This window comes from Streptomyces sp. S.PNR 29, from assembly GCF_030386795.1.
Classification (GTDB): domain Bacteria; phylum Actinomycetota; class Actinomycetes; order Streptomycetales; family Streptomycetaceae; genus Streptomyces.
In genome coordinates this window covers 74,842-87,798 of sequence record NZ_JANUQM010000010.1, presented here as the reverse complement: position 1 = coordinate 87,798, position 12,957 = coordinate 74,842, and the positions used below count along the sequence as shown (strand labels likewise).

The window sequence follows — 12,957 nt, the reverse complement described above, 5'->3', positions numbered from 1 at the left end:
CCTTCGCCGGAACCGCTTGAAAGCTCCGTGTGCGTGGCCTCGTCACCGGACGACGAGGCCGACCGGCCGGGCGGCCCCCACCCGCACTGGGGGTCGCCCGGCAACTCTCGAACCGTGCAGTAAGCGCTTACTACGCCCTCCTTCCGCACCCCGCCCCGGAAAGGACACTCCGTGCGAAGAACCCGCATCCTCACGGCGGTGCTTGCACTGGCGGCCGGCCTGCTCGCGGGCGCCCCACCCGCACTGGCGGCCGACTCCGCGAAGACCACGATCGCCGCCGACACCTACACCTGGAAGAACGCCAGGATCGACGGCGGCGGCTTCGTCCCCGGCATCGTCTTCAACCGAACCGAGAAGAACCTCGCCTACGCCCGCACCGACATCGGCGGCGCCTACCGATGGCAGGAGTCGACCAAGACCTGGACTCCGCTGCTGGACTCGGTCGGCTGGGACGACTGGGGCCACACGGGTGTCGTCAGCCTCGCTTCCGACTCCGTCGACCCGAACAAGGTGTACGCGGCGGTCGGCACGTACACCAACAGCTGGGACCCGAAGAACGGCGCGATCCTGCGATCCTCCAACCGGGGCGCGAGCTGGCAGAAGACGAACCTGCCGTTCAAGCTGGGCGGCAACATGCCCGGTCGCGGCATGGGCGAGCGCCTGGCGGTCGACCCGAACAGGAACAGCGTGCTGTACCTGGGCGCGCCCAGCGGCAAGGGCCTGTGGCGGTCGACCGACTCGGGCGTCACCTGGTCGCAGGTGACGAACTTCCCCAACGTCGGCAACTACGTGCAGGACCCGAGCGACACGTCCGGGTACGCCAGCGACAACCAGGGGATCGTCTGGGTCACCTTCGACGAGTCCACGGGCACGTCCGGCAACGCGACGAAGACGATCTACGTCGGGGTCGCCGACAAGGACAACGCCGTGTACCGCTCGACGGACGCGGGCGCGACCTGGCAGCGGCTCGCCGGGCAGCCGACCGGCTACCTCGCCCACAAGGGCGTGCTGGACGCGAAGAACGGCTATCTGTACCTCGCCTACAGCGACAAGGGCGGTCCGTACGACGGCGGCAAGGGCCGGCTGTGGCGGTACGCGACCGCGTCCGGCACCTGGACGGACATCAGCCCGGTCGCCGAGGCCGACACCTACTACGGCTTCAGCGGGCTGACCGTCGACCGGCAGAAGCCGGGCACGGTGATGGCGACGGCGTACAGCTCCTGGTGGCCGGACACGCAGATCTTCCGCTCCACGGACAGCGGGGCGACCTGGACCAAGGCGTGGGACTACACCTCCTACCCCAACCGCTCCAACCGGTACACGATGGACGTCTCGTCCTCCCCGTGGCTGACCTGGGGCGCCAACCCGTCCCCGCCCGAGCAGACGCCGAAGCTCGGCTGGATGACGGAGGCGCTGGAGATCGATCCGTTCAACTCGGGCCGCATGATGTACGGGACGGGCGCGACGATCTACGGCACCGAGAACCTCACGAACTGGGACGGCAACAGCCAGTTCACCATCAAACCGATGGTGCAGGGCCTGGAGGAGACGGCCGTGAACGACCTGGCCTCTCCCCCGTCGGGCGCCCCGCTGCTCAGCGCCCTCGGCGACATCGGCGGCTTCCGGCACACGGATCTCACCAAGGTCCCGTCGATGATGTACACCTCGCCCACCTTCACGACCACCACGAGCCTGGACTTCGCCGAGTCCAACCCGAGCACGGTGGTCCGGGTCGGCAACCTGGACTCGGGCCCGCACATCGCGTTCTCGACGGACAACGGCGCCAACTGGTTCGCCGGGACCGACCCGTCGGGCGTCAGTGAGGGCGGCACGGTGGCGGCGGCCTCCGACGGCAGCCGGTTCGTGTGGAGCCCGGCGGGGACGGGCGTGCAGTACACGACCGGGTTCGGGAACTCCTGGTCGGCGTCGAGCGGCATCCCGGCGGGGGCGATCGTCGAGTCCGACCGGGTCGACCCGAAGACCTTCTACGGCTTCAAGTCCGGGAAGTTCTACGTCAGCAAGGACGGCGGCGCCACCTTCACCGCCTCCTCCGCGACCGGGCTTCCGAGCGGCGACAGCGTGCGCTTCAAGGCACTGCCCGGCGCGAAGGGCGACATCTGGCTGGCGGGCGGCGCGGCGGACGGCGCGTACGGGCTGTGGCACTCGACGGACGGTGGCGCGAGCTTCACAAAACTCTCGAACGTCGAGCAGGCCGACACGATCGGCTTCGGCAAGGCGGCACCGGGAGCCTCGTACCAGACGCTGTACACCAGCGCGAAGATCGGCGGGGTGCGGGGCATCTTCCGCTCCACGGACAAGGGCGCGAGCTGGACCCGTATCAACGACGACGCCCACCAGTGGGGCTGGACGGGTGGGGCGATCACCGGTGACCCGAGGGTGTACGGCCGTGTCTATGTGTCGACGAACGGCCGAGGTGTCATCTACGGCGACACCTCCGACACCGGCGGCGGGACGGATCCGACCCCGACGCCCACCGGCGGCTGCGCCGTGACGTACAAGGTCACGAGCCAGTGGCCGGGCGGCTTCCAGGCGGACGTGCAGCTCACCAACACCGGCACCAGCGCCTGGAGCGGCTGGACGCTCGGCTGGTCCTTCGCCGACGGACAGAAGATCACACAGGCGTGGAACGCCGAAGCGTCTCAGTCGGGGTCCTCGGTCACGGTGAAGAACGTGAACTGGAACGGAAACGTGGCCGCGGGCTCGTCGGTCGGCTTCGGCTTCACGGGGAGCTGGTCGGGCTCCAACGGGAAACCGACGGCCTTCAAGCTCGGTGACCGGACCTGCACGGTGACCTGACACGCCGGGCGGGACGGGCGGGAGGGCGCGCGGCCACGAGCGCGCGCCCTCCTCGCACCGTACGTTCAATGTTGTACGACTTCAAAAATTAGCTGTTATCGCATGGATGGTCCCGATTTGGGCACTTACGTCCGGGTACGCCACAGATCGGAGCACACCATGGTCATCAAGAAACTGCACGACATGGGCATACGCAGCGAGCACGCCTACATGGCCGCCATCGGCAGCATCGGCCTGTCCGTCGCCACCTGGATGGGCAGCCTCAAAGCCGAACCCGGTACCGGACTCGCCCGCGCCGACCGGTGGGGGATCTTCGTCGGCGAATGGGCGCCCACCTTCTTCGGCCTGGGCCTCGCACTGTCCCACTACGAGCAGCAAGAGGGCACCCTCACCGCCAGCGTCCGCGAACTCCGCGAGAAGAAGGTGGCCGGCTGACCGTGCGGACGCCCGTCCCGACCGAAGGCGGGGCGGGCGCATCCGTGGCCGCCGGTACAGCCGAACCTTCTGAGAACAACCCTTTTATCTCATCTGTAGGTTTTTCATGATGGCCACATACACCGCTCCCCCTACGTCCCCCACTCGCACTCCGGTCCAGCAGGCCGCACAGGTCGTGGGCCTGGTCTTCCTCCTGGTGGGCGTCCTCGGGTTCATTCCGGGCATCACCACCGACTACGGCGACATGGACTTCGCCTCGCACGACTCCGGGGCGGAGCTGCTGGGGATCTTCCAGGTGTCGATCCTGCACAACATCGTCCACCTGCTCTTCGGCATCGCGGGTCTCGCCCTGTCCCGCGGCTACGCCTCGGCTCGCGCCTTTCTGATCGGCGGCGGCGCCATCTACCTGGTGCTGTGGCTGTACGGGCTGATCGTCGAACAGACCACGGACGCCAACTTCGTGCCCCTGAACACCGCCGACGACTGGCTCCACTTCGTCCTGGGCGTCGGCATGATCGCCCTCGGGCTCGCACTCACCCGCGGCCGCCGAAGCGATCCCCACGGCCCCACCCGGGCGGGGCCGTGAGAACGGGCGTGCGGCCTACGGGGTGTAGACCGTCGGCCTGGGGGCTGTCGCCATCCCGTTCCCGATGAAGAAGCTCGGGTGCGGGGGCTGGTTGTAGGCCGTGTTCTGCCATGCGAGGGCCGTGCGGTACTGCGTGTCGTGCAGCAGGGTCGTGATCTTCGTGCTGGTCTGGTTCGGCGTCGAGTAGATCCGGAGCGCCGTGTTGTTGCTGGTGGGCCAGATGACCTCCTCGCGCCAGTCGCCGAGGAGGTCCCCGGACAGGGACGGGGTCGCCTTGGTGCCGTTGTTGGAGTGGACGCCCGAGCCGGTCAGCAGGCGGGTGTCGCCGGAGGTGCCGTACTTGTCGATGCGGGTGCCGTCGAGGAGTTCGCGCACGGTGTCCCCGTCCCACCACGACAGGAAGTTGATGCTGGACGGCTCGCGGCCGAGGGAGGCGCCGGTCGCCGAGCGCAGGGTGGTGTCGGAGGCGGACCAGGCCTCGGCGCCCGCGCTGCCGGCGTAGACGTCGGCGGCGACTCCGCGGCCGTTGTCGGATCCGGACGCCGTCTGCCACAGGATCTGGCCGGTGCGCGCGTCGGCCATCCAGGAACCGGGCTTGCTGGAGTCCTCCGAGACCTTGAAGTACTCCAGGCCCGCGCGGGACGGGTTGAGGTCCCCGACATGGCCGGCGTCGCCGTGGCCCAGCTTCGTCGTCCACAGCCCGGAGCCGTTGTCGTCCACGGTCATGGCGCCGTACACGATCTCGTCCTTGCCGTCGGCGTCGACGTCCGCGACGGACAGGCTGTGGTTGCCCTGGCCGTCGTAGCCCTTGCCGCTGTTGGTGGAGGAGCTGGTGTCGAAGGTCCAGCGGCGGGTGAAGGAGCCGTTCCGCCAGTCCCAGGCGGCGATGACCGTGCGGGTGTAGTAGCCGCGGGCCATGATGAGGGAGGGCCGGGAGCCGTCCAGGTAGGCGGTACCGGCGAGGAAGCGGTCGACGCGGTTGCCGTAGGAGTCGCCCCAGGAGGAGACCGTGCCGCGGGCCGGGACGTAGTCGACGGTCTGCATGGCCTTGCCGGTCTGGCCGTTGAACATGGTCAGGTACTCGGGGCCGGACAGGACGTAGCCGCTGGAGTTGCGGTGGTCGGCGGACGAGCTGCCGATGACCGCGCCGGTGCCGTCCCTGGTGCCGTCGGCGGTCTTCATGGCGACCTCGGCCTTGCCGTCGCCGTCGTAGTCGTACACCTGGAACTGCGTGTAGTGCGCGCCGGAGCGGATGTTCCGGCCCAGGTCGACGCGCCACAGCCGGGTGCCGTCGAGCTTGATGCCGTCGATGACGGTGTTGCCGGTGTAGCCGGACTGGGAGTTGTCCTTGGCGTTGGTCGGATACCACTTCAGGACGATGTCGAGGGCCCCGTCACCGTCGAGGTCGCCGACGGAGGCGTCGTTGGCCTCGTAGGTGTAGGCGACGCCGTCGGGGGTGGTGCCGCCGGCGGGCGCGCTGATCGGGACGTCCTTGTAGCCGGTGCGGAACTGCACGGCGTGCACCGAGTCGCCCTGTTCGACGCCGTTCACGATGGCGCGGACCGTGTAGTCGGCCTCGGCGGGGGCGCCGGAGTGGAAGTAGTTCGTCGAGCCGGTGACCGGGGTGGAGTTGACCTTCGTACCGGCCCGGTAGACGTTGAACGAGACGTCGTTCGGATCGGTGCCGAGCCAGCGCCAGCTGATCAGGTTGCCGCCGGCGGTGTGGACGCTGACGACACCCCGGTCGAGCTTCTCGACCTGCCGGGCCGTGGCGGCCGAGGCGGTGTCGACGGTGAGCGTGGTCAGGCCTGCGCCGACCAGGCCTGCGGCGGCGACCGCGGAGGCCAGGCCGAGGCGGCGTCTGCGGTGGCGGTGCGGGTGCTTCACGGGAGAACCTCCTGGGAGGGCGGACGGGTTCCTCCCTCCCAGTCGCCGCCGGTGGCAGGCGAGTTGCCGTATGTCCGGGACCGGTCCGCCGCCGTCCGACCGGACCAGGGAGTTCACTCGTCCGGCGGTTTCACGAACGCCCTCAGGGTGAACACCGGGTCGGGCCGGGGCCGGTCCTGGTCGGGCAGGGCCGCGAGGCGGGTGGCGAACTGCTCGCTGAGGGGCTCTCCGGGCGGCAGGGTCATGAACCAGCCGCGGCGCAGGTCCGCGATCGTGCGGCGGGGGCTGCGGCCCTGGCCGCGGCCGGTGAAGCGGGCCCCTCCGGCCGGGACCAGGCCGTGTGCGAGGGCGCAGGCCTCGACGTCCGCCGCGGCGTCCAGGGCGGCCCGCGGCGGGCGGGAGGCGAGTACCGCGTCGATGTCACTGCCCACGTTGTGGGCGGCGGCCTTGTCGACCGTCGTGACGTACACCCCGCCCGGCCGCAGCACCCGGGCGCACTCGCCGACGATGGTCCGCACGTTTTCGGCGCTCTGCGCGAGATGCAGCAGCCACACGCTGCTGACCGCGTCGAACTCCCGGTCCCGGAAGGGCAGTCGGCGGCTGTCGGCCCGCACGACGGCGCCGGGCAGGCGTACGGCGGCCTGCCGGGCCATGGCGAGGGCGAGGTCGACGCCGGTGACCCGCATGCCGGCGCGTGCGGACGCGAGCCGGCGTGTCACGATGCCGGTGCCGCAGGCGACGTCGAGAAGGCTGGACGCCCTGGGCGGTATGAGGCTCAGCACCGCCTCCGCGGCGGCCGCGGCTCTGGGCTCGCCGCCGCGGGAGGCGTCGTATCGCTCCGCTTCCTTGTCGTAGTCGAGCACGCCGTCAGTGTGCCCCGTGCCCCCCGGCCAGGTCTTCCACCCTGCGGGCGAGCTCCAGATCCTTCTCGGTGACGGCGCCGCCCGCGCTGTGCGTCTGTACGGTGAGGGACACGGTGTTGTAGCCGAGGGTCAGGTCGGAGTGGTGGTCGAGCTCGTCCTGGACCTGGGCGATGTGGACGACCATCGCCGTCGCCGCGAAGTGCGAGCCGAGCCGGTAGGAGCGGGCGAGACGGTCCCCTTCGAGCGACCAGCCCGGCAGTTCCGCCAGCCGGTCCTCGATCTCCTTCTGCGACAGCGGTTCGACGGGCATGGGCCGCGCTCCTTCCCTGGACGCCGGACGTCGGGTACCTCTTCAGCCTGCCACAGCACGGCCGGGCGGGCCCTGGTGGGACGTGTGCGGCTGCACGCCGTACGCCCATGTCGGCTACGGTCCTGGTATGACCACTCTCACGTCCGGTACCACGGCCACCACCCAGCGTGTGGGTCCGCTGCTGCGGGCCTGGCGGGAGCAGCGGCGGGTCAGTCAGCTGGAGCTGGCGCTGCGCGCCGACTCCTCCTCGCGGCACATCAGCTTCATCGAGACCGGCCGCTCCCGGCCGAGCGAGGAGATGGTGCTGCGGCTGGCGGAGCACCTGGACGTGCCCGTGCGGGAGCGCAACGCGCTGTTGCTGGCGGCCGGTTACGCGCCCCGCTACCCGGAGACCCCGCTGGACGACCCGGCGCTGGGCGCCCTGCGCGAGGGCATGGAGCGGCTGATCCAGGGCTACGAGCCGTACCCGGCGCTGGTGGTCGACGCGACCTACCGGGTGGTGGCCGCCAACCGGGGCATCATGATGCTGCTCGACGGCATGCCGGAGTCCCTGCTCGAGCCCCCGCTGAACGCCATGCGGCTCACCCTGCACCCGCAGGGCCTGGCGCCGCGCATCCGCAACCTGCGCGAGTGGCGCGGCCATCTGCTGGCGCAGATGGAGCGGCAGATCGCCCTGCACCGCTCCGAGGCGCTGCGGGCGCTGTACGAGGAGGTGGCCGCGTACCCGGTGCCGGAGTCCGCGCCGGGTGAGGAACCGGACGAGCCGGTGCCGTACTTCGCGCTGCCGATGCAGATCGAGCACGAGGGCCGGACGCTGTCCTTCATCTCCTCGATCTCCACCTTCAACACGCCGATGGACGTGACCGTCGCCGAGCTGGCCATCGAGACGTTCCTCCCGGCCGACCCGGCGACGGTGAAGTACCTTCAGTCGCTGCTGCCCTGACGGGCCTTCAGGGCCGCGTACTGCAGCAGCGCGAAGCCGGCGACGGCGACCGCCTGCAGCACCGACCAGACCGCGCCGGCCGTGGTGGGCGACAGCCAGAGGGCGAGGGCGAGGAAGCTCAGCGCCGCCCAGGCGACGTTGGCCTCGACGACGACGCGCACGCCGAACGCCGCCGGTTGCGGCCGGGCGGCCAGCCAGGCCACGCCCGCCGCGTACACCGCGAGGAACGCGCCGAGGGCCAGCAGCAGCCCGGAGTCGACCCCGAGGAACCGGCCGAGCGGGCCGGAAGCGGCGAGGTAGGCGAGGGCGTTCGCGCCGGTCACCACGGCATCGAGGGCCAGGAAGCGGCGCAGCATCGTCCGGGGCTCGGAGGTCCGGGCGAGCGCGGCAAGCTGGATCGCGGACATGACGAATCACCCTCCGTGGAGATCGAGGTGCAGGAGCTGAGAGCCGGGTCACGGACCGGATGCGCCCGGTCCGTGCCCCGTTGCGTCCACGATCCCGTCCACGGCCGCCCGGGTCGATTACCCGTGGGGTAATGCAACTGTTGCCCCACTGGTTCTGTGAGACCCCCGGCCGCACATGACACACTGGTCGGTATGCTTCGGCGCGTTGGGGAGGCGTGGCGTGAGTGAGCGGCGGGCCGCGCCCACCGTGGGCCAGGTGGTGCTGGGAAAGCGGCTGCAGGAGTTGCGGGAGGCCGCGGGCCTCAAACGCGAGGAGGCCGCGAAGGTCCTCCGGGTCGCCCCGGCGACCGTACGGCGCATGGAGATGGCCGAGGTCGCGCTGAAAATCCCGTATGTGCAGATCCTGCTGACGGCGTACGGCGTGGCCGAGGAAGAGGTGGCCGCGTTCGTCGCGCTCGCCGAGGAGGCGAACCAGCCGGGCTGGTGGCAGCGGTTCCACGACGTGCTGCCGGACTGGTTCAGCCTGTACGTGAGCCTGGAGGGCGCCGCCCGGATCATCCGCTCCTACGAGCCGCACTTCGTGCCCGGGCTGCTGCAGACCGAGGAGTACGCGCGGACCGTTATGGAGGCCGGGACGATCGGCAACGCCGGGCCGGACACGGTGGAGCGGCATGTGTCGCTGCGCATGGAGCGGCAGCGGCTGCTGGACCGGCCCGACCCGCCGCACCTGTGGGTGATCATGGACGAGACGGTGCTGCTGCGCCCGGTGAGCATCGACGGCAAGGTCATGCGGGACCAGCTGGACAAGCTGCTGGAGTTCGCCGCGCGCGACCGGGTCACGCTGCAGATCGCGGAGTTCCGGGACGGCCCGCACCCGGGGACGTACGCCCCCTTCACGCTGTTCCGCTTCGCCGAACCGGAGCTGCCCGACCTGGTGTTCACCGAGTACCTGACCGGCGCGCTGTACCTGGACTCCCGCACGGAGGTCTCCGCGCACCTGGAGGTGCTGGACCACATGACCGCCCGTGCCGCGTCGACGCAGCGCTCGGAGAAGCTGCTGCGCGAGTACCGCGAGAAATTCTGAGCACGGCAACCTCCTGGCCGCCGGCGGCAACTTCTGAGCGACCGGGCCCGTTCTCTGCCCGAGAGGCCCGAGAGGCCCGAAAGCCCGTACCCCCAGGAGAAGACGCCGCATGACCGGATCAGACGCCGCGCCCACCCGTATCGACACCAGCCGGCCGCATCCGGCCCGCGTCTACGACTGGTGGCTGGGCGGCAAGGACAACTACCCGGTGGACGAGGAGCTGGCCCGGAAGATCCTCGCCGCGGACAGCACCGTGCTGCGCGGGGCGCGCGCCAACCGCCGGTTCATGCACCGGGCGGTCCGCACCGTCGCCGAGGCCGGGACACGCCAGTTCCTGGACATCGGCACCGGTATCCCGACCGAGCCGAATCTGCACCAGGTGGCCCAGCAGGTCGCCCCGGAGTCCCGGGTGGTGTACGCGGACAACGACCCGATCGTGCTGCGACATGCCGAGGCGCTGCTGCACGGAACGGCCGAGGGCTCCACGCACTACGTCCACGCCGACGTCCGCGACCCCGACACGGTCCTGCGCCTCGCGGGCGAGTCCCTGGACTTCGGCCGGCCTGTCGCCCTGTCGCTGGTGGCCCTGACGCACTACCTGGGTGACGCCGCCGACGGGGACGACGTCCACGGCCTGCTGAAGCGGTACGTCGACGCCCTCGCCCCCGGCAGCCACCTGATCCTGTCGCAGGTGACAGCCGACCTGAACCCCGAGGCCGTCGAGAAGGCCGCGGGCCACTTCCGCCGGAGCGGTACGCCCTTCTTCCCCCGTCCGCTCCCCGAGTTCCTGCGCTTCTTCGACGGCCTGGAACTGCTGGGCCCGGGCGTGATCCCGGTGACGGGCTGGCGGCCGGGTCCCGAGGACGTGGCGGCCCAGGCGGAGGGGATCGTGCCGGTGTACGCGGGGGTGGCGCGCAAGCCGTGACGTACGGGCCTCAGGCCGCCCCGCCCTTCTGGTCCTTGTCGTCGTCGACGATCTCCGCGTCGACCACGCCCTCCTCGCCGGGCGCGCCCGGTTCCTCGGGCGCGCCCCGCTGCCCGGCGGAGCCGCCGGAGGCAGCCTCGTACATCGCCTGGCCCATCTTCTGGCTGACGGAGGCGAGTTTGTCGACTCCGGTGCGCAGGGCGGCCGTCTCGGCGTTCTGTTCCAGCAGGCCCTTCAGCTCCGAAACCGCCGACTCCACCTCGGACCTGGTGTCCGCGGGGACCTTGTCCCCGTTGTCGCGGAGGAACCTCTCGGTCTGGTAGACGAGTTGCTCGGCCTGGTTGCGGGTCTCGGCGGTCTCGCGGCGCTTGCGGTCCTCCTCGGCGTACTGCTCGGCCTCCCGCATCATGCGGTCGATGTCCTCCTTGGGCAGCGCCGAGCCGCCGGTGACGGTCATCTTCTGCTCGCGGCCGGTCGCCAGGTCCTTGGCGGAGACGTGCATGATGCCGTTGGCGTCGATGTCGAAGGCCACCTCGATCTGCGGCACGCCGCGCGGCGCGGGCGGCAGGCCGGTGAGGTCGAAGACGCCGAGCTTCTTGTTGTACGCGGCGATCTCCCGTTCGCCCTGGTAGACCTGGATGCCGACCGAGGGCTGGTTGTCGGCGGCCGTGGTGAAGATCTCCGAACGCCGGGTCGGGATCGTGGTGTTGCGCTCGATGAGCTTGGTCATGATGCCGCCCTTGGTCTCGATGCCGAGGGACAGCGGGGTGACGTCCAGGAGGAGGACGTCCTTGACGTCGCCGCGGATGACACCCGCCTGCAGGGCCGCGCCGACGGCGACGACCTCGTCGGGGTTGACGCCCTTGTGCGGTTCCTTGCCGGTGAGTTCCTTGACCAGGTCGGTGACCGCGGGCATGCGGGTGGAGCCGCCGACCAGGATCACGTGGTCGATCGCGGCGAGCTTGATGCCGGCGTCCTCGACGGCCTGGTGGAAGGGGGTCCTGCAGCGGTCGAGCAGGTCCGCGGTGAGCTCCTGGAACTGGGCGCGGGTCAGCTTCTCCTCCAGGTGGAGGGGGCCTTCGGCGGAGGCGGTGATGTAGGGCAGGTTGATGCTCGTCTCCGACGAGCTGGACAGCTCGATCTTGGCCTTCTCGGCGGCCTCCCGCAGCCGCTGCACGGCCATCTTGTCCTTGCTGAGGTCCACGCCGTACTGGCCCTTGAAGCGCTTGACGAGGTGGTCGACGACGCGCTGGTCCCAGTCGTCGCCGCCGAGGTGGGTGTCGCCGTTGGTGGCCTTCACCTCGATGACGCCCTCGCCCATCTCCAGCAGGGAGACGTCGAAGGTGCCGCCGCCGAGGTCGAAGACCAGCACCGTCTGGTCGTTCTCCTTGTCGAGCCCGTACGCCAGCGCCGCCGCCGTCGGCTCGTTGATGATCCTGAGGACGTTGAGGCCGGCGATCTCGCCCGCCTCCTTGGTCGCCTGTCGCTGGGCGTCGTCGAAGTAGGCGGGCACGGTGATCACGGCGTCGGTGACGTCCTCGCCGAGATAGGCCTCCGCGTCCCGCTTCAGCTTCTGCAGCACCCGCGCGGACAGCTCCTGCGCCCGGTAGCGGGTGCCGTCGACGGAGCCGTGCTCCGGGAAGCGCCAGTGCGCGTCGCCCATGTGCCGCTTCACCGAGCGGGCGGTGCGCTCGACGTTGGTCACGGCCTGCCGCTTGGCCACCTCGCCGACCAGCACCTCGCCGTTCTTGGCGAAGGCCACGACCGACGGGGTGGTCCGGGCGCCCTCCGCGTTGGCGACGACGGTGGGCTCCCCGCCCTCCAGGACGGCCACCACCGAGTTCGTGGTCCCGAGATCGATTCCGACCGCACGTGCCATCGCCGTCCCCTTCCGCCAGGGCGCTGCCCGACTCCAGCACAAATCTTGAGCGGGCGCTTGTCAATGGGACGGTTGCCGTACGGGGGGCTCCGTGCTGGGCTCGTCGCGGAGGGCCACCGCGCGCCGGGGCCGGTCGGTGATCAGCACGTCCACGCGCGGGTGGCCGAGGAAGGCCCGCATCAGTGTGTCGTCGTTGACCGTCCACACCATGGTGAACAGTCCGTGCCGGGCCGCCTCGCGCAGCACATTGGTCCGCGCGAGCCGCTGGTGCACGGCGACCCCGTGGGCGCCGCAGGCACGGACGCGGCGCATGGGGAACAGCTCGCTCAGCCGGGTCCCGGGCAGACGGGCCAGGGCCAGCTCCCTGCGGTCGCGGCCGAGGGACAGCGCGGTACGCACGCCGGGGAAGGCCTGGGCGATCGCGGCGACGGAGCGGTCCTCCAGGGTCGTGGCGACGAAGCCGTCCTCGCCGAGGAGGGCGACCGCGCGGTCGATGAGCTCCCGCTCGTAGCCCGTCTCCTTCAGGTCCAGGTGGCCGACGAGTTTCCCGGCGATCAGCGCCATGACCTCGTCCACGACCGGGACGGGGTATCCGGCGCGCTCGCTCAGCTCGGCGTGCGTGATCGTGGACAGCAGGGGGCCCGTGTGCGCGGCTCGGGGGTCGTGGTAGACGACGAAGACGCCGTCCGCCGTGCGCCGGATGTCGAACTCGACGTACTCCGCGCCGGACAGCAGCGCGTCCTCGTACGCCTGCCAGGTGGCGGGACCGGCGCGTTCGGAACCTCCGCGGTGTGCGGAGACGGCGGGGCGTGGCGTCATGG

At 70.6% G+C, this 12,957-nt stretch carries 12 protein-coding genes; 6 read left to right on the top strand and 6 right to left on the bottom strand.

The annotated features are described in order from the left end of the window. Nucleotides 1-171 precede the first annotated feature (171 nt). The 3 genes from NW895_RS25890 to NW895_RS25880 all read left to right on the top strand — a co-directional run bounded on the left by NW895_RS25890 (nucleotide 172) and on the right by NW895_RS25880 (nucleotide 3,838). A complete protein-coding gene (locus tag NW895_RS25890) occupies nucleotides 172-2,817 on the top strand; it encodes a cellulose binding domain-containing protein (RefSeq protein ID WP_289938452.1) in 2,646 nt (881 codons plus the stop codon). A 159-nt stretch (nucleotides 2,818-2,976) separates the two neighbouring features. Then, a complete protein-coding gene (locus NW895_RS25885; RefSeq protein ID WP_289938451.1) occupies nucleotides 2,977-3,252 on the top strand; it encodes a hypothetical protein in 276 nt (91 codons plus the stop codon). 106 nt (nucleotides 3,253-3,358) lie between these two features. Beyond that, nucleotides 3,359-3,838, top strand: a complete 480-nt coding sequence (locus tag NW895_RS25880) for a DUF4383 domain-containing protein (RefSeq protein ID WP_289938448.1) — start codon at nucleotides 3,359-3,361, stop codon at nucleotides 3,836-3,838. A gap of 15 nt (nucleotides 3,839-3,853) precedes the next feature. On the opposite strand, the gene NW895_RS25875 is transcribed toward NW895_RS25880, so the two are convergent. The 3 genes from NW895_RS25875 to NW895_RS25865 all read right to left on the bottom strand — a co-directional run bounded on the left by NW895_RS25875 (nucleotide 3,854) and on the right by NW895_RS25865 (nucleotide 6,898). Then, a complete protein-coding gene (locus NW895_RS25875) occupies nucleotides 3,854-5,725 on the bottom strand; it encodes a rhamnogalacturonan lyase (protein ID WP_289938447.1) in 1,872 nt (623 codons plus the stop codon). Between the two features lie 113 nt (nucleotides 5,726-5,838). Further along, a complete protein-coding gene (locus tag NW895_RS25870; protein ID WP_289938446.1) occupies nucleotides 5,839-6,588 on the bottom strand; it encodes a class I SAM-dependent methyltransferase in 750 nt (249 codons plus the stop codon). A 4-nt stretch (nucleotides 6,589-6,592) separates the two neighbouring features. Beyond that, nucleotides 6,593-6,898, bottom strand: coding sequence for a 4a-hydroxytetrahydrobiopterin dehydratase (locus tag NW895_RS25865; RefSeq protein WP_289938444.1), 306 nt, complete (start codon nucleotides 6,896-6,898; stop codon nucleotides 6,593-6,595). Nucleotides 6,899-7,025: 127 nt separating this feature from the next. Between NW895_RS25865 and NW895_RS25860 the strand changes: the two genes are divergently transcribed. Then, complete coding sequence (locus tag NW895_RS25860) at nucleotides 7,026-7,841, top strand: helix-turn-helix transcriptional regulator (protein ID WP_289938443.1); 816 nt, start codon at nucleotides 7,026-7,028, stop codon at nucleotides 7,839-7,841. On the opposite strand, the gene NW895_RS25855 is transcribed toward NW895_RS25860, so the two are convergent. Beyond that, nucleotides 7,823-8,248, bottom strand: a complete 426-nt coding sequence (locus tag NW895_RS25855) for a hypothetical protein (protein WP_289938441.1) — start codon at nucleotides 8,246-8,248, stop codon at nucleotides 7,823-7,825. The genes NW895_RS25860 and NW895_RS25855 overlap by 19 nt on opposite strands. 220 nt (nucleotides 8,249-8,468) lie before the next feature. On the opposite strand from NW895_RS25855, the gene NW895_RS25850 reads away from it, so the two are divergent. Continuing rightward, the gene (locus tag NW895_RS25850; RefSeq protein WP_289938438.1) at nucleotides 8,469-9,332 is read left to right on the top strand and encodes a helix-turn-helix transcriptional regulator; all 864 of its coding nucleotides are present in this window, start codon (nucleotides 8,469-8,471) and stop codon (nucleotides 9,330-9,332) included. A 109-nt stretch (nucleotides 9,333-9,441) separates the two neighbouring features. Next, nucleotides 9,442-10,257 (top strand): SAM-dependent methyltransferase, encoded by an 816-nt coding sequence (locus NW895_RS25845; protein WP_289938437.1) that lies wholly within the window; start codon nucleotides 9,442-9,444, stop codon nucleotides 10,255-10,257. Nucleotides 10,258-10,267: 10 nt separating this feature from the next. Here NW895_RS25845 and dnaK read toward each other — a convergent pair whose 3' ends face one another. Both dnaK and NW895_RS25835 read right to left on the bottom strand, forming a co-directional pair. Next, nucleotides 10,268-12,136 (bottom strand): molecular chaperone DnaK, encoded by a 1,869-nt coding sequence (dnaK, locus tag NW895_RS25840; protein ID WP_289938435.1) that lies wholly within the window; start codon nucleotides 12,134-12,136, stop codon nucleotides 10,268-10,270. A 60-nt stretch (nucleotides 12,137-12,196) separates the two neighbouring features. Further along, complete coding sequence (locus NW895_RS25835) at nucleotides 12,197-12,955, bottom strand: glycerophosphodiester phosphodiesterase family protein (protein ID WP_289938434.1); 759 nt, start codon at nucleotides 12,953-12,955, stop codon at nucleotides 12,197-12,199. Nucleotides 12,956-12,957: the final 2 nt, after the last annotated feature.

Bases quoted from the DNA above. Each gene is read 5' to 3' on its own strand.
- NW895_RS25885 (WP_289938451.1), top strand. From the start codon at position 2,977: ATGGTCATCAAGAAACTGCACGACATGGGCATACGCAGCGAGCACGCC.
- NW895_RS25880 (WP_289938448.1), top strand. From the start codon at position 3,359: ATGATGGCCACATACACCGCTCCCCCTACGTCCCCCACTCGCACTCCG.
- NW895_RS25865 (WP_289938444.1), bottom strand. From the start codon at position 6,898: ATGCCCGTCGAACCGCTGTCGCAGAAGGAGATCGAGGACCGGCTGGCG.
- NW895_RS25860 (WP_289938443.1), top strand. From the start codon at position 7,026: ATGACCACTCTCACGTCCGGTACCACGGCCACCACCCAGCGTGTGGGT.
- NW895_RS25855 (WP_289938441.1), bottom strand. From the start codon at position 8,248: ATGTCCGCGATCCAGCTTGCCGCGCTCGCCCGGACCTCCGAGCCCCGG.
- NW895_RS25845 (WP_289938437.1), top strand. From the start codon at position 9,442: ATGACCGGATCAGACGCCGCGCCCACCCGTATCGACACCAGCCGGCCG.
- dnaK (WP_289938435.1), bottom strand. From the start codon at position 12,136: ATGGCACGTGCGGTCGGAATCGATCTCGGGACCACGAACTCGGTGGTG.
- NW895_RS25835 (WP_289938434.1), bottom strand. From the start codon at position 12,955: ATGACGCCACGCCCCGCCGTCTCCGCACACCGCGGAGGTTCCGAACGC.